Origin of the sequence: Gemmata palustris (assembly GCF_017939745.1) — a bacterium.
Taxonomy (GTDB): Bacteria; Planctomycetota; Planctomycetia; order Gemmatales; family Gemmataceae; genus Gemmata; species Gemmata palustris.
Window position 1 is genome coordinate 862,986 of record NZ_JAGKQQ010000002.1, and the last position, 20,192, is coordinate 883,177.

The 20,192-nt window shown below is 65.0% G+C and carries 15 protein-coding genes; 3 read left to right on the plus strand and 12 right to left on the minus strand.

Annotated features, from left to right (window positions below):
• Positions 1-40: 40 nt before the first annotated feature.
• The 3 genes from J8F10_RS37975 to J8F10_RS37985 form a co-directional block, all read right to left on the minus strand.
• A complete protein-coding gene (locus tag J8F10_RS37975) occupies positions 41-1,468 on the minus strand; it encodes a N,N-dimethylformamidase beta subunit family domain-containing protein (RefSeq protein ID WP_210663651.1) in 1,428 nt (475 codons plus the stop codon).
• Between the two features lie 328 nt (positions 1,469-1,796).
• A complete protein-coding gene (locus tag J8F10_RS37980; protein ID WP_210663653.1) occupies positions 1,797-3,833 on the minus strand; it encodes a methyl-accepting chemotaxis protein in 2,037 nt (678 codons plus the stop codon).
• Positions 3,834-4,104: 271 nt separating this feature from the next.
• Entirely contained in the window at positions 4,105-4,584 is a 480-nt protein-coding gene (locus J8F10_RS37985; RefSeq protein ID WP_210663655.1) for a chemotaxis protein CheW, read from the minus strand.
• Positions 4,585-4,850: 266 nt separating this feature from the next.
• On the opposite strand from J8F10_RS37985, the gene J8F10_RS37990 reads away from it, so the two are divergent.
• Positions 4,851-5,219: a gamma-glutamylcyclotransferase family protein gene (locus J8F10_RS37990; RefSeq protein WP_210663657.1), complete on the plus strand. Its 369-nt coding sequence runs from the start codon at positions 4,851-4,853 to the stop codon at positions 5,217-5,219.
• A 116-nt stretch (positions 5,220-5,335) separates the two neighbouring features.
• The gene (locus J8F10_RS37995; RefSeq protein WP_210663659.1) at positions 5,336-7,717 is read left to right on the plus strand and encodes a DUF255 domain-containing protein; all 2,382 of its coding nucleotides are present in this window, start codon (positions 5,336-5,338) and stop codon (positions 7,715-7,717) included.
• Positions 7,718-7,841: 124 nt separating this feature from the next.
• Here the strand turns inward: J8F10_RS37995 and J8F10_RS38000 are convergent, their stop codons facing one another.
• From J8F10_RS38000 to J8F10_RS38030, 7 genes are all read right to left on the minus strand, one after another.
• Complete coding sequence (locus J8F10_RS38000; RefSeq protein WP_210663661.1) at positions 7,842-9,782, minus strand: hypothetical protein; 1,941 nt, start codon at positions 9,780-9,782, stop codon at positions 7,842-7,844.
• A 335-nt stretch (positions 9,783-10,117) separates the two neighbouring features.
• A complete protein-coding gene (locus tag J8F10_RS38005) occupies positions 10,118-11,164 on the minus strand; it encodes a DUF1559 family PulG-like putative transporter (RefSeq protein ID WP_210663663.1) in 1,047 nt (348 codons plus the stop codon).
• 73 nt (positions 11,165-11,237) lie between these two features.
• Positions 11,238-11,699: a hypothetical protein gene (locus tag J8F10_RS38010; protein ID WP_210663665.1), complete on the minus strand. Its 462-nt coding sequence runs from the start codon at positions 11,697-11,699 to the stop codon at positions 11,238-11,240.
• A gap of 348 nt (positions 11,700-12,047) precedes the next feature.
• On the minus strand, positions 12,048-13,157 hold the full coding sequence (locus J8F10_RS38015; RefSeq protein ID WP_261363269.1) for a glycosyltransferase family 2 protein: 1,110 nt from the start codon (positions 13,155-13,157) through the stop codon (positions 12,048-12,050).
• On the minus strand, positions 13,154-14,497 hold the full coding sequence (locus J8F10_RS38020) for a phenylacetate--CoA ligase family protein (RefSeq protein WP_210663669.1): 1,344 nt from the start codon (positions 14,495-14,497) through the stop codon (positions 13,154-13,156). The genes J8F10_RS38015 and J8F10_RS38020 overlap by 4 nt, the downstream gene beginning before the upstream one ends.
• A 180-nt stretch (positions 14,498-14,677) precedes the next feature.
• On the minus strand, positions 14,678-15,607 hold the full coding sequence (locus tag J8F10_RS38025) for an NAD-dependent epimerase/dehydratase family protein (protein WP_210663671.1): 930 nt from the start codon (positions 15,605-15,607) through the stop codon (positions 14,678-14,680).
• 236 nt (positions 15,608-15,843) lie between these two features.
• Positions 15,844-16,257: a hypothetical protein gene (locus tag J8F10_RS38030; RefSeq protein WP_210663673.1), complete on the minus strand. Its 414-nt coding sequence runs from the start codon at positions 16,255-16,257 to the stop codon at positions 15,844-15,846.
• A 240-nt stretch (positions 16,258-16,497) separates the two neighbouring features.
• On the opposite strand from J8F10_RS38030, the gene J8F10_RS38035 reads away from it, so the two are divergent.
• Complete coding sequence (locus tag J8F10_RS38035) at positions 16,498-17,883, plus strand: c-type cytochrome (protein ID WP_210663674.1); 1,386 nt, start codon at positions 16,498-16,500, stop codon at positions 17,881-17,883.
• A gap of 11 nt (positions 17,884-17,894) precedes the next feature.
• On the opposite strand, the gene J8F10_RS38040 is transcribed toward J8F10_RS38035, so the two are convergent.
• Both J8F10_RS38040 and J8F10_RS38045 read right to left on the minus strand, forming a co-directional pair.
• On the minus strand, positions 17,895-18,398 hold the full coding sequence (locus tag J8F10_RS38040) for a cupin domain-containing protein (protein WP_210663677.1): 504 nt from the start codon (positions 18,396-18,398) through the stop codon (positions 17,895-17,897).
• A gap of 140 nt (positions 18,399-18,538) precedes the next feature.
• Positions 18,539-20,059 carry a hypothetical protein gene (locus tag J8F10_RS38045; protein ID WP_210663679.1) on the minus strand — a complete coding sequence of 507 codons (1,521 nt, stop codon included), beginning with the start codon at positions 20,057-20,059 and terminating at the stop codon, positions 18,539-18,541.
• Positions 20,060-20,192: the final 133 nt, after the last annotated feature.

Sequence of the window (20,192 nt, forward strand, 5' to 3'; positions counted from 1 at the left end):
CTGCGGCAGCCGGACCGCGATTGGTCCGCTGCCACACCGCTCATTTCCCCAGCTTGTCCAGCACGTTCTTCGTAATGCGCACGATGTTCGCATCGTTCCCGCGTAGACCCGAACTCCAGTCGGTGGTGCCCACGGTCATGACGGTTCCGCCGCGCGTGTAGGTGCCGATGACCGCGTTCCCCGCGCGGCCCTTCGGCCACTTTTCGTACCACTCGCAGTCGTCCGGGTGCCAGCGCGCCGGCGCGGTCGCGAGCACCTCGAAGTTCTTCGGCGTGCCGTCGGCACAGGTGGGGAACGGCAGCCCGTCCTTCCAAACGAGTTCGCACCCGTCGCACTCGTAGCCCACGACCTTGTACTCGGGTAGCTTCGCGCCGAACGTGTCGCCCTTCTTGAGAGTGGTGCCCGCGAAGAGCCAGTGGTCGGGCCGGTGGGCGGTGAACGCACCGCTGCCGTCCATGAACTGCCCGTGGCTGCGGTGGTACCCGCCCCAAAGAAATCCGACGCCCGTGAGCTGGTTCTCCGGGCGATTGACGAGATAGTGGCTCCAGAGCGACGTGAGCGCCTTGTGGTCGCCCGATTTGTAGACGGGGTCGTCGCCGAAGGACTGCTTCCAGCACGCGAGCGCGCGCCCCTCTTCCTCGGTTCGTACCTGCCAACAGCACGTGTTCCCACTGAAGAACGCGACGTTCCCGCCGGCGCCGATGTACGCCTCCAGGGTGTCGCGCATCGGCGCGGACCAGTATTCGTCGTGCCCCACGCTGAGTACGAGTTTGTACTTCTTGAGCAGCTCGGGGTGGAACTCCAGGTCGAGGTTCGTGCAGTAGTCGAGCGCGTACCCGGCTCTCTCGGCCCACTTCACGAACGGCTCTTCCCATTGCGGGAACTGAGAGTGCTGGGGGCGATCGAACGACACGCGCCGGCCCTGGACCTTGTGCTTGCCGTGGTAGGCGTAGAGGCTGTAGCCGTTCCAGTTCGTGTACGCGTTGTAGGTGTTGGTCGCGAGCTGAATGAGGACGTCCGCGTCGCGCCCCGGGCGCTTCGGGCGCAACACGAAGAACGCGCTCGCGAGATCGACCGCCGGCCCCTTCGTGCTCCCGAACGCCACGGAGTAGTACCCGGTTTTCCAGTCCGCGGTGCGCACGGTCAGGCCGACCGGCCAGCGGCACCCGTGGGAAGAGGCGTCTTTGGGAACGTCGTGCGCTTGCGGGTTCTCGACGAGCCCGCCGGCGACTTCCTCTTTCGTCGCCCCGTGGCGGTAGACCTTGTACCAGTACGAATCGCCGAGGCACGAGAGCCGCACCTTCACGTCCTCGCCCGCGACGTAGCTCTGGGGCATCGCGTAGGCCTCGACGAGCGGGCGCTTCGGCGGTTGCGCGGCGCGGGCCGCGGACTCGAGCGGCAGCGCGCCACCGAGCGCGACCGCGGTCCCGGTTCGGAGTGCCGCGCGGCGGGAGACGGGTTCGTTCATCGTGCCGGTTCCGGTGAGCAGCGGGAAGAGTTACGCGAGTGTACCAACCGGCGCGGCCCGGGAGCAAAGCGATTCCGGGCGCAGTGCTCACTTGCCGAGGTACACGATCTCCGCCACGACCGTCGGGTCCGCGCCGCTGCCGCTCTGGAGGAAGCCGGACCCGCGCGCCGCGGCATCGAGAACGAGGATGTGGTGACTCGACGCGACCGTGCGGTGATCGGTGGCCGGCGCGTCGCGGGCACCACGGGCGCGTTACTCACACTCGGTACAAACGAAGTGAGCGGCCGGGTAGCGCCCCGACCGCTCACGCTGTTGGTATCTGCAGACGTTAGAACTCGGTGAACCCGTCGTTGCCGCCGAGTCGGTCGAGTTCGTGGGTCTTGGAGTGACCGTTCTTCAGGGCCTTGGCCACCGCGGGCCGCGGCTTGGTGGCCGGGGCCTTGCTGCGAGCGGCCTTGTGTGCGGGACGCGGGGCCACGCGCCCGTCGTCACTGAGTTTGAACCGCGCGACGAGGTCGCGGAGCTGGTCCGCCTGGTCGGTGAGGGTCTGGGCGGTGGCGGACATTTCTTCGGTCTGTGAGGCGTTGCGCTGGGTGACGGTGTCCATCTGGGACACGGCCTTGTTGACCTGATCGATGCCCGTGGACTGCTCCTTGCTGGCGGCCGCGATCTCGGTGATGATGTCCGTTACCCGCTTCACCGACGTCACGATCTCGCCGAGCGTGGCCCCGGACCGGTTCACGAGGTCGGTCCCGGCATCGACCTTCTTGACCGAGTCCTCGATCAAGGACTTGATCTCCTTCGCCGCGGTCGCACTTCGCTGGGCCAGGTTGCGCACTTCCGAGGCGACGACCGCGAACCCGCGCCCCTGCTCGCCCGCACGGGCCGCTTCCACCGCCGCGTTCAGGGCGAGCAAGTTCGTTTGGAACGCGATCTCGTCGATCGTCGTGATGATGTCCGCGATCTTCTTGGACGAGTGGTTGATCTCGCCCATCGCGTCGACCGCGTTGCCCACCACGGCCCCGCCCTTCTCGGCCACTTCCTTCGAGCTGCTGGCGAGTTGGCGCGCCTGTTGTGCGCTGTCCGAGTTCTGCTTGACCGTCGCCGTGATCTCTTCGAGCGTACTGGCCGTTTCTTCGAGACTCGAGGCCTGCTCCTGAGCGCCCGTCGAAATCTCGTCGCTGGCCGCGGACAGTTGGCTCGAGGCATCGGCGAGTTGCACGGACACTTCGCGCACGCCCTCCAGAGCGGTCCGAACCGAGACGATCGCTTTATTCAGGGCGGACGCCATGTGCCCGATCGCGTCGGTGCCCATGTCGGGCACCTGCTGGGTGAAGTCCCCCGCGGCCATCGCGCTGACCGTGGTGACGACGGTTTCCATCTTCTCTTGGAGCTCGGCGGCCTGGGCGCGCTCCAGTTCGGCCTGGGCGCGCGTGGCCGCGGCCTCGCGCTCGGTGCGCTCCCGCTCGACCGCGGCCTCGCGCGCGGCGCGCTGCCGGTCGTTTTCGACCTGAACCCGCTCGGCTTCCTTGGCGGCCACGAGCGAGCCGATGGCCACGTTCAGGGCCGCGCCCATGCGCCCGATTTCGTCCTGGGAATCCGCGTCGGCCCGCTGGCTCAGGTCCCCCTTGGTAACGCCCTCGAGGACCGCGACGGTGCGCCCGAGCGGGCGGGTGATCGAGTGACCGATGGTCACCCCGATCAACATGCTCAGAACCACCGTTGCGAGCGTCCCGCCGACGAGCGTCTGCTGGGCCGCGGACGCGGTCGCGCTCCCGTCCTCGTTGACGTCCTTGGCCACCGCGGTGACGGTCTTGACGAGTTCGTCGATCGTGACCGTGGCGGCATCGAACTTGGGGCCGGCCTGGGTCATCAGCTCCGTCACGTTCTTTCGCGTCGCGTCCCGGTCCGGGCCCTCGGGCGCGCGCTGCAGATCTTGAATGGCCTGCATGCTGCGGGCGGCGGCGTCGAAATAGTCCTTCACGGCCGCCCGGACCTTGTCCAGGTCCTTGCGCTCGTCGCGCCCGCCCCGGGACACGCGCAGATCGGTCGCCGCGTATGCGTCCAGACCGGTCGTGACCTGTTCGCGAATGGTCTTCTGTGAGTCCACGATCCGATCAACGGTTTGGGCGTCTTTCGCGTTCGCGGCCATAATCATGCTGTTCCGGAACCGGGCCAGGTTGACGGACGCCTTGGCCAGGTCGGTGCCCGCGACCGTGTAGTCCTCGTACAGGACGCGCATGCTCTCCCGGGAGTTCGACAGCCCGCGGTACCCGAGCACGCCGCTCCCCGCAACGATCGCGCACACGAGGGCGAACCCGAGGAGCAACTTGGTCATCACCGTCTGATTGCGAAACCAGTTCATGGTAGGGCACACCGAGGAGAGCCGCGCAACGGCGGTGGGAATGAATGAGAACGCTTCGCGAGCACAGTTGGGCCGGACCGGTGGCGCGGCCGACGAGTCGACGGGTAGCGAGCAGGGATACGATCCGGATATTCACGCAAGTATGCAATGAACTATTTGTTCCGGCGTTGAATTTTGAAGCGATTTGTTTTTTGTGATTCCGGCGCGGGGCCGACGAGACGGCCGTCTGGCCCGCCGTGCGCGGGCCGCTCATCGCCTTGCACCAGAGCGTCTACACGGTGAGCGCCGATCCGGTGCTACCGACGAGCCGGTCGATGTTGAGCAGTGACACGAGGCGCTCGCCGGAGCGCGCAATGCCGGTGAGAAACGAGGTGTCCACGCCCGCACCCAGGTCCGGGGTCGGCACCACTTCTTTGGGGTCCACGTTGAGCACGTCGGAGACCGCGTCCACGACCAACCCGACGATCTTGGTGCCCACGGTGACCACGATGATGACGGTGAACGGCGTGTATTCGGTCTCGCGCAGCCCGAACCGGGCGCGCAGGTCCAGCACCGGGACCACGGTCCCGCGCAGGTTCATGACGCCCTTCACTTCCCGCGGCGTGTTGGGGAGCGGGGTGATCTTCGAGTACCCTTTGATCTCCTGGACCCGCAGGATCTCGAGGCCGTACTCCTCGTCCTGCAACCGGAACGTCAGAAACTGGCGCGCGTCGGGGGAGCCGGCCAGGTCGCTCGTGTTCGCTGTGCTCATGGGAGCCCCCAGCAAGGACACAAAACTCACGAGAGAGCGGAGGGCGGTGCGCGAATCGGGCCGCCCGACCGATCGGCGCGCCGGTCCCGTGGTCGGGGGCACACTACCCGATTATTCTTATCGAAGCGCTACGGAAAATTTTTGCGAGCCACCTGAAGAGCAACGATCCGAGCGGCCTCTCCCGGCACCCACCGCCGCTCCCGTGTCTCCGCTCCGACCGATCGTCGTCCGGTGGTAGCAAACGAAAACAAGGCGAGTGTGCGATCGTGAACGCGGCAAAAACCGTTCTCTTCGTGTACGGCACGCTGAAGCGCGGCGAGCGGAACCACCACCGGCTCGCGGCCCAGGAGTTCATCGCGGAAGTGGCGACCGCGCCGCGGTACCGGGTCGTCGATCTCGGACCGTACCCCGGGCTGATTCGCGACGCGGTCAACGGTCTCGCGGTCCACGGGGAACTGTTCGCGGTCGGCGCGCGGTGCCTCGCGGAGCTGGACGAGTTCGAGGACGTGCCGAACTTGTTCGTGCGCGAGCACATTGAGGTCGCCGGCCACGAAACCGCGTGGGCGTATTACATGAACACCCCACCACCCGAAGGCGCACGCACCGGCGCCCGCTGGCCACTCGCGGGCGCGTGAGGGCCAAGAGTTTTTGACAGGATTAACGAGATAAGCGGGATTGAAGACGGGCTTCTTGTATTCATCCCGTCTATCCTGTTAATCCTGTCGAAGCGTCCTACTCGGAGACTCGAGTCATGCGATCCCGCCTGTTCGCCTTTCTGTTGTGCGCCGCGGGCGCTCTCGTTTTCTCCGCCTCGGAAGCCCCCGCACAACCCAAAGAGAAACCGAAGGATAAGGAAAAGGGCAAGCCGAACAAGCTCGCGAAGGAGAGCAGCCCGTACCTGCTCCAGCACGCGCACAACCCGGTCGAGTGGTACCCGTGGGGGCCGGAGGCGTTCGAGCGCGCGAAGAAAGAAAAGAAGCTGATCTTCCTCTCGATCGGCTACAGCGCGTGCCACTGGTGCCACGTGATGGAGCGCGAATCGTTCTCCAATGCCGAAATCGCGAAGCTGCTCAACGCGAACTTCGTGTGCATCAAAGTGGACCGCGAGGAGCGCCCGGACGTCGACGAGATCTACATGACTGCCCTGCAAGCCACGGACCAGCAGGGCGGGTGGCCGCTCAGCATGTTCCTCACGCCCGAAGGCAAGCCGATCTTCGGCGCGACCTATTTCCCGCCCGAAGACAAGAAGGTCGGTGAGGACACGATCCCCGGGTTCAAGACGGTACTCGGCAAGGTCATCGAGTTCGATAAGGACCGCGCCGACCTGGAGGCCCAGGCGGACCGCATCGCGAAGCGCACGATCGAAATGCTCGACGCGAACAGCCGCGCGATCGCACTCGTGCCGATCAAACGCGAACTGGTGACCGGCGGGGTGGATGCGTTCGACATCGACCCGGAGCACGGCGGCACCGGGAACAAGAAGCGCGACTACCGCGGTACGAAGTTCCCGCGCCCGCCCGTGTGGGGGTTCCTGCTCGCCCAGAGCAAGAAGCCCGGAAACGAGCGGCTCGCGAAGCTGACCGGTAACACGCTCGCGAAGGTGCTCGAGGGCGGCATCTACGATCACCTCGGCGGCGGGTTCCACCGCTACAGCACCGAGCGCACGTGGACCGTGCCGCACTTCGAGAAGATGCTGTACGACAACGGGCAGTTGGTCGAACTGTACAGCGAGGCCCACGCGCTCGACCCGCGCCCGGAGTACAAGCGCGCGGTGGCCGAGACGCTCGGGTTCATCCGGCGCGAAATGACGGCACCGGAGAAGGGCTTTTACTCCGCGATTGATGCGGACAGCAACGAGAAAGAGGGCGAGTTCTACGTCTGGACCGCGGACGAGATCAAGAAGGTGCTCGGTACCGAGGCCGATACCGCGTTGTTCAAGGCCGTGTACGGTGTCACGAGCCCGAACTTCGAGGAGAAGTTTCACATCTTGCGGTTGCCGAAGGCGCTCGCCGAGATCGCGAAAGAACAGAAACTGACAGAGGCGGAGCTACTCGCCAAACTCGAACCGCTGAAGAAGAAGTTGTTCGATGTGCGGGCGAAGCGCGAACGGCCGTTCCTCGATACGAAGGTCATCGCGGCCTGGAACGGGCAGATGATTGCCGGGTACGCGAGGGCCGGAGAGGTCTTCAAAGACAAGGCGTACACGCAAGCGGCGGCGGACGCGGCGGATTTCGTTCTCTCCAAGATGCGCGGTAAGGACGGGCGCCTGTTCCGCATCTTCGCCGCCCCGCCGGGCGAGAAGCCGACCGCGAAGGGCGCGGCGTTCATTGATGACTACGCCTATCTGATTCACGGCTTGCTGAACCTGCACGACGCGACCGGCGACAAGAAGTGGCTCGACGCCGCGAAGGAACTCACCGACCTCGCGGTGAAGCACTACGGCGATTCGATTGGCGGCGGGTTCTTCTTCACTGCGACCGACAGCGAGAAGCTCTTCGCGCGGTCGAAGGACAGTTACGACGGCGTGCAGCCGTCGGGCAACTCGCAGATGGCCCGCAACCTCCTCCGGCTCGGCGCGAAGCTGAAGGACGACAGCTACCGCGATCGCGGGATTCGCACGGTCAAGTCGTTCTCGCTGGCGCTGAGCACCAACCCCACGAGCATGCCACTCATGCTCCGCACGCTCGACGAGTTGCTCGACGCGGCGGGCGAACCCGATAAGCCCGCACCGAAGGACGCCCCGAAACCGAAGAAGCCGAAGGAGTCGGCCGACGTCGTGACATCCAAGCTCACGCTCGACGCGCCGAAAGACGGGAAGCGAACGTTCACGCTCGCGCTAACCGTCGAGGCGCCGTGGCACCTGTACGCCAACCCGGTCGGCTCGGAGATGCAGATCGAATCTCAGACCGAAGTGATCGTGTACGTTGGTGGAAAGAAGGTCGAGGCCAAAGTGGAGTACCCGAAGGGAAAGGAACTCACCGATTCGACCGGCTCGAAATACTCCGTGTACGAGGGCACGGCGACGATTCGGGGAACGTTCCCCGCAAGTGAGGGGGAGGTCGAGGTTCGGGTGAAATTGAGCGCGTGTAAGGAAGGGCTTTGCCTTCCTCCCAGCGAACTGAAACTGAAATGAGTGGTGCCGGTTAGCACATGCTGCCCGTCACGACCCACCGCCCTTGCGGGCGGGATTCGCCAAGCAGCCGTGAACCCCGCCCGCAAGGGCGGTGGGTCGTGGTTATGTGGGGCAACCGCCGGCCCTACTTCTGCCGTTCGCGGACGTCGGCAGCCGCGAACGTGTGCCCAGTGTGACACCCGGTGCAGTAGTGGTAACCGTTCGCGCGGATGCCGCTGTAATGGTCGCCGGCGACGGCGTAGAACGTGGGGGCGCGCCCGCCCGCGCGCTTCGTCGGCGCCGTCCATTTGGCGACTTTCCCATCCGAGTTCAGCCCGACCACGACGGTCGGGGTCGAGGGATCGGCCGGAACCCAGGTGTACAACTTCCCCTCCTCGTTGAGCGGCGCGACCATCAATTTCTCCCACGCGCCAGCGATTCGAGGGCGCGTCGGGTCGTCGAACCGATCCCGGTAGGAGGCGTAAAACGCGACCGACCGGACATCCGGGGGCGGGAGGACGGCCGGCGTCTGGTAGCCCGACGATTTGTTGGGTACACGCGGGTCCGGAATCGGCGAGCGAATCGGGTCCGGGGCGTCCGGCGCATCGAGATACATGGCGTCGAGGACCGAGGCGTTCTCAACATACCCGCTCGGGCCGGTGTGCTCCCGCCCGCTGACAAGTTTGAGCTTCGCGGGGCGGGCGAACCCGGTCGCGGCCGGCTCCGCGCGAACGACCGGTTCGGGAGTCAGTGTCCGTGCGTAAACCGCGACCGGTTCGGCGTCCACAAGTACGGGGTCGTCGAATAGAAGTCGTGGAGCGGAGGGCGTGCCGGTCCAGTCGTCCGAAGTGGCGTAGAGGCCGAAGGCGCTGGGGGCGGCTTCGACCGGGGACGCGGCGAAGAGCACCTGCCCGCCGGGACACGGGGACGGGCACCCCGCGGACAATTCGTGCCCGTCTGCGTCGCGTGTGGGGCCGAACGAGAGTTCGCCACCGATTCCGCCCGGCATTTCCGCGCCCGCGGAAAGCGAACTCGGGGCCGAACGCAGGTGCCCCCAATCCGCCTGAGCGATGCGCAGGCGCCCCGCCGGGCCGTCCGTCATGAACGTGATGCGCCCGTTAAAGAGCGGGCGCGGGCGCCAGACTGGTTCCGGGCTTTTGACCGCGTAGCCGAAATCCGCCCCGTTGGGCGTCACGCGCGCGGCCATCCAGTGGTCCGGGGGCCGCGTCGCGAACGTGCCACCGACGGATACCGGGCGCACGTCCGAGAGGTCCGCGGTCACGGCTTCTCGATTCCGGCTCCACAAGCTGAACACAATCATGTCCTGGGAGACGAGGACGGGCCACCGATCGTTGTTGCGGTTCGCGGACCGCGCGACCGGGGTTCCGCCGACCGGCATCACCCAGATTTGGGTCGCCCGCCGGGTGTGGTCGCGCCCCAAATCGGGCACGCGACTCGACGCGAACGCGATCCCGGCCGGGCCGAGATCGGTCGGGTCCACGTCGTCGAAGTCGAGGCGCCGGCGCTCGGCGTCCGGGATTCGCGTCCCATCCAGCGCGAACCGCATCGGCGGCGCGGTAACGCACCCGGAATCGTCCGGCCCGCCGGTCAGTTGCACGAGGTCGCGGCCGTCCGCGTTGACTTGGTAGATCCGCCAACGTCCCGCGTCGGGAGCGGCCTTTCGTCCGGCAAACAGAATGCGCGTTCCGTCGAGCGTGACGGACGGGCTCATCACGTCGATCAGCGTGCCGCCATCGGGGAGCACGCGGCCCCACGTCAGTTCGTACACTTTGCCGTTCGTGTCGAGTACCCGCAGGCGCCCTTCTTGAGCGGTCCACGGGATCGTTCCCGGGTACGTGAAGCCCTCGGCTTCGGGGGCTACGGCCTGGAAGCTCGCCGGCTCGGACCGGGACGTGAAGACGATCGGGACCGGTGGCATGATTCGGACGAACGGGCGCAAGTCGGCGGCTTCAGGCAGCGCGTACCGGGTGCCCTTTGCGAACAGCAAGAAGTACCACGCGCTTCCGCCAATTACGAGCAGTCCGAGGACGGGGAGGATGAGCTTCCGGTTCGCGAGGCGACGCATGGGGCACCGGTTCGATGAGCGCACGGGGCGTGCCGCGCGGTTCGGGAGGTGAGTAGTCTTCTGTAGCCGGCCTCTGTCAGCGAATTGCAAACGTGCGGCGCGCCAGCGTTTTTGGGTTGTGCCCTCTCCCCTTGCGGGAGAGGGCCGTCGCGCTTCGCGGCGGGGTGAGGGGTTGCTTCCACACCCTGGAACCACCCCTCACCCGGTTCGCAAAGCCTCACCACCCTCTCCCGCAAGGGGAGAGGGCACAACCCAAAAACGCTGGCGCGCCGCACGTTTGCAATTAATTGACTGATGATTGCTACATAAAAATATCAAGTCGAGGCACGCGAACGCTAGTAGTCGCCGAGAACTTCCCCGCCGGCGCGAGTACCGAGCCCGCTGTACGTGACCGGGTCGATGCCGTCGCGGATGAAGCGGACGGACCCGTCGCCCAGCATGAAGTTGGCCCCACCGGTGTGGCGGCTCCCGAAGCTGGCGATGTAGGCTTCCAGGTCGGCGGTCGGGTCCGAGATGGTTTTCTTCGGGTAGTTGAGCTTCACGCCGGTCGAGCCGAACGCCTCGTTGAACCCGTAGTCGCAGTCGATGCTGTCGGAGCCGAACTGCCAGAGCGCCTTGCGGCGCGCGGCGCCCTGGAGGTCCAGTTCCGCGTCGGTGTACGAGGCCTTGAGTGCGTACTCCTCTTCGCCCACGAAGACCGTGTTCGAGAGGCCGTCGGTGAAGTCCCGCATCCGCAGGCGCCCGCCCCAGGTCGTCCGGCGGATGCTCTGGAACGCGCCGTCGAGGTTCTGAACGTCGGTGTGGACGTAGAGCTGCGTCCGCGTGCCGGACCCGCACACTGCGTAACTGATCGGCGTCCGCTTGGCGACGAACCAGTTCTCGTAGCTCGGGCTGAACGAGTGCTCGGGGATCGTGGACGACGGGCACCGGAGCCCGGGGATCAGCAGCTCGCACGCCGCGATGTTGCGCTCGTTGATGCTCGCGCCGGTGATCGAGGCGTTCGCGAGCGCCGCGCCGGACCCGCCGCCGACGGCCCAGTTCCCGTTCGAGCCCGACGGCCCGACGAGCCCGTCGTCGTTGTGGCCGCTCTCGGGGACCACCCAGATCGCGTTGTAGATGGCCGTCTGTTCGAGGTACGGCATGAGCCACGCCGACCACATCGCGCCGTTGTCCAGCGCGCCGGGCGGGAACCGCTCTTCGGTCGTGTGGATGTTGTGGAAGGCCAGTCCGATCTGCTTCAGGTTGTTCGTACACTTCATGCGGGCCGCGGCCTCGCGGACCTTTTGCACGGCCGGGAGCAAGAGCCCGATCAGGACCGCGATAATCGCGATCACAACCAACAGTTCAATCAGCGTGAAACCGGCGCGACGCGATGTTGACATTGGCTCACCAAATTGGGGTAGGTACGAGTGCGAGGCGGTGGCAGCGGTCGGCGGGGCGGTCGGGAGCGCGGAACTACTTCTTCGCCTTAACTTCGAGCGAGAACGTCGCGGACTCGTGAGTGACCTGGATCGAGAGCGGGGTGTTGTTGCGGTCGCGGTAGGCCGCAGGGATGGACTCTTTGGCGGGCGTTTCCATCGACGCTTCGGACTTCTTCCCGCTCACCTGGGCGGGCTTGCCGTGGCGGTCGAGGAACCGGGACACGGTGACCTTGTACTCGCCGGGCACGAAGCCGGTGCCCGCCTTTTGATCCCCGCTCACGAAGTTGCCCTTATCGTCCGTGAACACCGTTCCCGCGCCCTCGCCGTTGGGATCACCGGGCCAGAACGTGAGCGTGGCCAGCGAACCCGGCTCCCCATCAACTGTCAACGAACCCGTGATGGGAACCTTGTTCGACCGGGACGAACAACCCGCCAGCACGATCAAACACACCGCGAAGACGGCCCCGGCCAGCGAGCGATAATAGAGACAGGACATGGAACAGATCCCCCGTCGGAACGACGAAGCGCTGCGCAGATATTTCCGCGAACACTACGGTATCAGGGGAGCGGGCCGGGAAGATGAAGAGCGAGCGAAAATTGAATCAGAATTTGAATGTGCATAGCACAGATTGTGCGCGTCAGCGTGTGCTGCGCAAGCCACGTGTAGATTGGATGAAGATGTGAAATCTGTAGCGCTCGACCGACCCGCCGCAGCGCCCGAACCTATAGGTGAGTAGAAGATCAGATGTGGTTTGTAGAGTGGGGATAGGGCTTTGCGCAGGCCACCACACTCGCTTGTGACCCGAGCAAAAGACGGTGTACCGGCGCAGAACTTTGATCCACCCTACAAGTTCGCGGTTGCGTTCTCCGGCGAGCCCGGAACGCGCGCTCCGCGGAGCGCGGCGAGCGTCCCGGCCACCAGTCCCTTCAGTGAAACGATTCGTCGTGCGGGCCACCTCAGCGCGCGAGCGGACCACCGCAGCGATTCGACCGGGTCGCTCGGGCGCATCACGTAGCTGAGCGTCTGACACGTCGAAGCGTACCCGTCGGCGATCACGGGTGCCGAGACGTGGTCCGCGACGCCGTACCGCGACTCGGCGCGGTGCATGATGGACATCGCGGTGTCTACGCGGTCGCGCAACTTCTTCGACAGGTTCCCGTGGCCGGTGCGGTACCGGACCAGTTCTTCGTCCACGAAATCGAACGGGTAGAACGTCGCGACGCGCAACCAGAGGTCGTAGTCGATGGAGAGATCCCACAGGGGATCGAACCGGCCGACGTGCGCAAACACTTCACGCTTCACCACTACGGACGAGAAGCACACGAAGTTCTGCGTGAACATGTGAGGCAGAACGAACCCGCGTGGGAACGCGCCCCCAACGTTCACGGGGAGTACCCTGCCCCGCTCGTCCATCAACACCCGTTTGCTGTACACCACACCAACTTCGGGCTTAGCAGCAAACACCGCGAGTTGTTTTTCGAGTTTGGTCGACTCCCACGCATCGTCGGCGTCGAGGAACGCCACGAACCGCCCGCGACTCAGGGCAATGCCGAGGTTCTTCGCGCGCGGCTGCCCGAGCGTGTCGGACCGGAAGTAGCGCACGCGCCGGTCCGCGAGGTACGGCCGCACTACCTCCGGCGTGTCATCGGAAGACCCGTCGTCGATAATCAGCAATTCCCAATCGGCGCAGGTCTGCGCGAGCACCGAATCGACCGCTTCCGGAAGGAACCGGGCGTAGTTCTTCGCGGCCATCACGATGGAGACGGTGGGTTGTGCCTGTAACCCCTCCCCAACCTCTCCCCCCTTGCTCTCCGGCCCTGTCAGCAGAGCTTCTCGCGGGCCGGAGCACGGAGAGGGGCTTAAAACCGAAGCCGGTTCAAGCTCTTCTGACTTTGGTTCTGTTCCCCCTTCCTTCTTAGGGAAGGGGGTTAGGGGGTTAGGTTCCTCGCTCATGCGCTCATCGCTTCCATGTGGTCGCGGGCGACCTTCGAGATGCAGAACCGGTACTTCCCGCTCGGCTCCTGCGGGATCGCGTCCACGAGTTCCACGTCGTGCGTCACCGTGTCGCCGAACGTGTCGCGCACCAGGTCCGCGATCTTCTGGCGGCTCGACGTGTTGAACGCATCGTCCGCGACGAGCCGGATGCGCAACTGCGTGATCGACTCCTGCACGATCTGGACCTGGGCCGTACCCGGGATGAGTACCGCGAAGTTCTCGGTGAGCGAGATGCCGGAGATGAGGTGCCCGGCCGGGGTGAGCACGTAGTCCGCGTCGCGCCCCTCGACGCGCTCGATCATCGGCAGCCCGCGCCCGCACTTGCACGCACGGGTCGAGGGCACCACGACGTCGCCGACCTGATAGCGGATGAGCGGCATCCCCCGGTTGCTCAGGTCGGTCACGAGCAACTTGCCGTCGCTCGGCACTTCCGCGTAAACCGAATCGGCGTTGATGTGCAGCCCGTTGTGCTCCTCGCACTCGCTCGCGATGAGGCTCACTTCCTCGCACCCGTAGCGGTTCGTGACCCTGCAGCCGAGCACCTCTTCGATGACGGCCCGCTGCCAGTCGTGAAGAATCATCGCGGTGGAGATGATGCCATTAGGCCGCACGTCGAACACGCGCGCCTTCTTCAGCGCGCACGCGAGCAGGTACAGCGAGTGCGCGTGCCCGAAGATCAGCCCCGGGCGGTGCCGGCAAATGGCCTTTGTGAACTCGGCGATCCGCTGGTCGTTCAAGTCGAGGGTGTCGAGGTACACGGCGCGATCGAGGAAGTAGTTACGCAGCCGCCCCTTCAGCCCGAATTGCCGGTACTCCGGGTTCCCCCACACCTTCGCGACGCGCTGCCCCAAGCGGTAGCCGCTCCACTCGTCCGAGCGGATGGTACACGCGGCCTTCCACTGCATCGCGGGCTCGTCGCAGTAGATCGTGAGCGGCACACCGGTGGACCCGCTCGTGCGCTTCTCCCGGAGCTTCGTGATATCGAACGCCGACGACACCAGTGCCCGGTTGTGCCGGCGGATATCGGCCTTTGTGACGATCGGGAACGCTTCGAGGTCCGCCAGCTCGCGCACGTCCGCCGGGTGAACGCCCGCCTGGGTCCACGAAGCGCGGTAATACGGCACCGTGTCCCAGGCGTGTTTGAGTTGCGCCTGAAGTGCTTCCAACTGTCGCGCGCGAATGACCTCTGGCGCGTCGAACTGTGTCTTCTGAAGCGTGTCGAGGTGCCGCAAGTGCGGGCGCCCCTCCCGCCATGCCATGAACGGGTGTATCAGGTGTCGGTTCAAGGTGTCGAGCATCCGTGCCCTCTCGAAAAAGACAAAGAGTAGCCACGGATCAACGCAGAAAACACGGATCAGAGAAGAAAATCAGACAGGATGAACAGGATCGACAGGATTCAATCTCTTGGATCTTGTTGCTTCGGTAATCCTGTCAAAAGGTCTTCTATCTTGATCCGTGTTATCAGCGTTGATCCGCGGCTAATTCAAAGTTTTCTGCCACTCCACCTGCTTGGCCAAGCCCTCATCAATGCTCGTTGTCGGCTTCCATCCGAGGTGGCGAAAGAGCTTGGTCACGTCCGCACCGGTTGCCAGTTGGTCGCCCGGGCGCGGCGGGTGGCGCTCGATGATCGCGGGCTTCCCGATGATGCGTTCGAGCTTCTTGAACACTTCGAGGACCGTCACCAGTTCGCCGCCGCCGAGGTTGAAGACCTCGCCCGGCATCGCCTGCGTCGCGCGGATCGTGGCTTCCACGCAGTCCGAAATGTACGTGTTCCCGCGGACCTGGAGCCCGTCGCCCGTGAGTTTGATCGGCTTGCCCTGCAGGATCGCGTTGATGAACAGGTGGTAGCCCATCTCCGGGCGCTGGCGCGGGCCGTACACGCTGAAGTACCGCAGCACCACGGCCGGTACGCCGAACTCGTCGCCGTACACGCGGCACAACTGCTCCGACGCGAGCTTCGTGATGCCGTAGGGCGAACCCGGGCGCGTGGGAAGCGCCTCGTCGCCGCTCGCGTACTTGCCGTACACCGACGACGTGCTCGCGTAGATGATGCGCTTCAGCGTCGGCGAGCCCTTGAGCGCTTCCAGCAAGCGATGGGTCGCGGTCAGGTTGTGTTTGTTGTAGCTGTCGAAGTCGAGCCAACTGCGGGTCAGGCCCGCCATCGCCGCGAGATGAAACACCCACTCGGCCCCGGCCGCGACGTCCGCGGGAACGCCCTGCGAGAGATCGAGTTCGCGCAACGTGAACTGCGGGTGCGCGCGGAAACTCGCGAGGTTCCGCTCTTTAATGGCGCGCGGGTAGTAGTCGGTAAAGCAGTCGATCCCGGTGACCGCGTGGCCGTCCGCGAGCAGGCGCTCGCACAAATGCGAGCCGATGAACCCGGCCGCGCCAGTAACAATGCAACGCATGTGAATCCCCCGCGTGCGACTCTAACAGATCGAGAAAGCCCGTCGCAAGGCCGACCGCGGGAACGGGGCAACGCCCGAAACTCGGAAAACGAAAGAACCCCAGCCGTGGCTGGGGTTCTTTTGGGCGAACGGCCGGTGCAAGCAGCATGAGCAGAGTGGCCGTACTTCGCAGATGTGCAAACGGGGTAGCCCTCACCGGCCGACTGACACCGGCCGTTCGCCATGTAATCGGGCCGTTACTTCTTCTCGTAGAGGTCCACGAAGAACTTGTTCCCGTCGTTCTTGAACACGTACTTGTGGGCGTCTTCCCAGTCGTGAGCCGGGGCCGCGCTCCGCTTGAGTTTGTACGCGATGAAGAACGGCTTCTGCTTCGGGTCGAACTCGGAGTCGAAGCGGACGTGGAAGTCCGGGGAGTGGTTCTCGTTGGCCTTGTCGTAGGTCCACCAGTGGAGCCGGTTCTCGCCCGGCTTCAGGGTGGCAGTGTGCCAGGGGTCGTTGCCCCACTTGTAGCTGTACGTGATCGTGTGCGTGCTCTTGTTCTCGATACCGGTCACGGCGAACCGGTTGGCGGCTTCGGCCGCGCCGGGGCTGAACATCGTGGCGACAATTGCGACCGGGGCGGCCAGGGCAATTAGGCTCGAGCGAATCATGATTGGGCTCGTCACAAGGTGAGGTTCTGGTTGTTCTTTCGTGTCTCGCGTTGCGTCACTTTCCACACCGCTTACACTTCCGGTACGCGGTTACGCCGACCTCTTGCGCCGAGGGGAACTACTTTCGCGAATTTCCCTCAAGTACCCGGTTTGGTGTTCGAGCGCGATCGCGGTTTCATTGGAGAAGGAATCCACAGCGGGTATGATGGCGAATAATTGGCGCCCCAAGAGGACGGTCCGATGACACGATTGTTCGCCACACTCGCGCTACTCGTCACTTGTGGTCCCACGTTCGCAACCGAGAAGGAGCTTCCGGTCGCGGGCAAAAGCTCGGGTTCCACTGAGCAGATTAGCCAAGCCGAGAAAGGCTATAAGGCGCTCACGCAGACCGCGTTCATCCCCGCGTTCTGGACGCAGAACGCCATCCCGAATGCGTGGAAGCAGTGGGGCGTCACCGAAAAGCCCGCGAATTACACCGCGGCCGTCCTCGAGCGCTACGGGTTGCACACCGCCCCCTACCCGAACGACGGACTGCCGATGGGCCTGCGCAAAGCGAGCCGCGTGCTGAGCACCGGCGTCGGGATCGACTGCATGTTGTGCCACGCGGGTTCGATTGATGGTAAGAGCACCGTCGGCCTCGGGAACACCTCCCTCGACGTGCAGACGCTCTTCGAGGATCTGGCGAAGGTCGATGGGCTCAGCGGGAACCTGCCGTTCACGTTCTCGAACGTCCGCGGCACCAGTGAAGCGGGTGGGTTCGGCGTGTACTTGCTCGGGTTCCGCAACCCGGACCTGACAATGCGCACGCCGCGAAAGGAACTCGGACTGCGGGACGATCTGTGCGAGGACGTGCCGGCCTGGTGGCTCATGAAGAAGAAGAAAACCATCTACCACACGGGCGCGACCGACTCGCGTTCCGTGCGCACGCTCATGCAGTTCATGATGCACCCGCTCACGATGCCGAAGGACTTCGAGAAGCACGAACCGGCCTTCCGCGACATTCAGCAGTATCTCATCAACCTCGAACCGCCGAAGTACCCGTACCCGGTCGACGAACCGAAAGCGGCGAAGGGGAAAGTGCTCTTCAACCAGAACTGCGCGGCGTGCCACGGTACTTACGGCGAGAAGTGGACGTACCCCAACAAGGTGATCCCGCTCGATGAGATCGGCACCGACCCGACCCGACACAAAGGTATCGATGTGGCCTACGGTAAGGAATACTCCGCGTCGTGGTTCGGGAAGGAGAAGAACGGCTGGTTCGTGGGCGGGCTCCCACTGCGCGCAACCGCGGGCTACCAGGCCCCGCCACTCGATGGCATCTGGGCCACGGCCCCGTACTTCCACAACGGCAGCGTGCCCACCCTCGATGGCGTGCTGAGTTCTAAGGCGCGCCCGAAGCGCTACACGCGGAGCTTCAAAACGGACGAAGCCGCTTACGACAAGGTGAAAGTGGGTTGGAAGGTGACCGAACTGCGCGACCCGCCGAGCGAGAAACTTTCACCGCACGAGGCGCGCAAGATTTACGACACGTCGAAACCGGGTCGTAGCAGCGCCGGCCACATCTACGGCGACGACCTCACGGCCGAACAACGCGCCCAGGTGATCGAGTACCTGAAGACCTTGTAGCAAAGGGTGCGCTAACCGCGCGGCGTGAGCTTCTGAATCGCGTCCGTGAACGCGGGCCACTTCGCGGTGAGTTCGGCCCGCGACGCGCTCTGGTAGTCCGCGTAGTCGAAGCCGGGCGCGACGGTGCAGCCGAGTAGCGCGAAACCGCTGTCGCCTATCAGGTGCGTGCCCTGCCACACACCGCCGGGCACCACCGCTTGCGGAACTTGCCCCACCGCGATGTCGGCACCGAGAACCACCTCGCGTCCGCTGCCGTCGGGCCACAACTGCAGCATGCGCACCGGCGCCCCGAGATAGAAGTGGAACACCTCATCGCCCGGGAGCACGTGCAGTTCGGAGACGTGCCCCGGCTTGAGCAGATAGTAGATCGCGGTGGACACGCTGCGGTCCGCGTTGTGCGCGGGCAACGCGGACGCCGGGAGCGTCGCGGGGGAGCGGTACGTTTCGCGGAAGAACCCGCCCTCGACCGGGTGCGGTTGAAGCTGCAACAGGCGAATCACATCGTCCGCGGTCATAGGTACGCCCCAAAAAGAGCCACAGATAACGCGGATTACACGGATCAAGGCAGAAGACAGGGTATTGATGTTTCAACACGTTCTTCGGTTTTGATCCGCGCGATCCGCGTTATCTGTGGCTCTTTTTCCTTCTCTCCGGCTCACGGTGCCTGTCCGCGAGCCGATTCCAGATTCGCGCCCTTCCAGGCCGCTTCGAGCGCTTGCGGGCTTTCGATGTTGTACTGTCGCTTCAGGGCTTGTGCGGTACCGTATCGCTGGGTGTCGCTCAGGAAGATTTTGAAGTTCTGCTCGCCCTTCAGCTTAATCAGGTGCTCCGTCACGCTCACACTCTGGCAGTAGTAGCCGGTGATCTTCTCCGCGGGGAAGTCGTTCAGGTCGAAGAGCGTGGTGAGGGCCCGCAATTCACCTTCACGGGCACAGCGCGGGAGCGTCCGCGTGTACCGGCTGATCTCTTCCGGCGAACCGGCCAGAATCGCCATCCCCTCTTCGGCCCACTTCGGCGGCGGCTTGTCCGCGAACAGGTCCGCGAGGACCACGTGCGTCAGCTCCCGGGGCAGTGCGTTCGGGACGAGCACGGGGTCGTCCGCGCGAAGGTCGATTCGGCGAGCCGTCGCGCGCTTGTTGGTGAGACTGACGCTGGCGTGCCCCGTCATCGCGGCGGGCTTGCCCGTGGCCTTCGCGTAGGCCTCGGCGGTCGCGTGAATCACGATGTCGCACTTCGGCTGCCACGCCCCACCGGGGGGACCGGACCACCGCTCGAAAATCTGCTTACGCCCGGCTTCTGCTGCGGTCGCCACCGACTCGCCGAGGGTACGGTCACCGCCGTGATGCACGCGGAAGCTCGCCGTCTCCACCACGTCGCCGTTCGCAACGACGGGGGCAACAGCCTTCGCGCTACCGGCTTTAGCTTGGGCCGCCTTCAACAACTGCTGGCCGACTTTCTGAAGTTCTGCGTTCAGCGGAACCAGTTGAAGTGCTTCGGTCACGTCCTGCACCGCGCCGGCAGCGGTCGTGGCGTCACACGCGGGCGCGTTCACGCGGTCCGCCGAGAGTTTGATGCGGCAGTACGCCCACGCCGCCTTCTGCTCCGCGGTCAGCTTGGCCGCGCCGGTCGAAGCGAAAAGCCGATCCGCGTCCGCGTAGCGGCCCTTCTTGAACGCAGCTACCGCGTCCGCGGCGAAATCGCTCGCCGGTGCGATTGTGGGCGCCGCTACCGGTTCCACAACGGGTGCGACCACCGACGAGCCGAGGTTCGGTTCCGGCAATGTTGTGGGGACCATCGGCACTGCGGGCGGCGCGGGAGTCACTGGTACCGGAGCCGGCTTCACTTCGCCGCCGAGCAGCGTGAGCTTGCGGCGCGTTTGTGCGATGCGTTCCGGTTCCGCGGCCGGTGCTTTCTCGAGCCGGTAGAGTTCGGCGAGATAGGATTCGCGGAGCAGCGTGAGGAACGCCTTGTTGCCGTCCGCGTTGGAGATTTCCTTTTCCAGCGCCGCGACCGCTTCCGCGGGCATACTCACATCAAGGTACTTGCGGGCATCGGCCATCGCCTTTTGCACCGCGATCTGCTTCTCGACCGGGTCCGGTTGTGAATCGGCAGCGGACGTGAAGCGCGCAGCGAAAGCAGCGCCCGCGAGGGCGAGTACGAGCACGGAACGAAGCATCAGGCGGCATCCTTGCCGTGAGGCGGCAGACCGGGCGATTCGCGCCCGCCGCGGGGACGGCACTCTATACGCAGCCGCGGGGAGCGGGACAAGCTCAAGTGCGGCGGATCTGAGGCGCGAGCGCGGGTGGAAT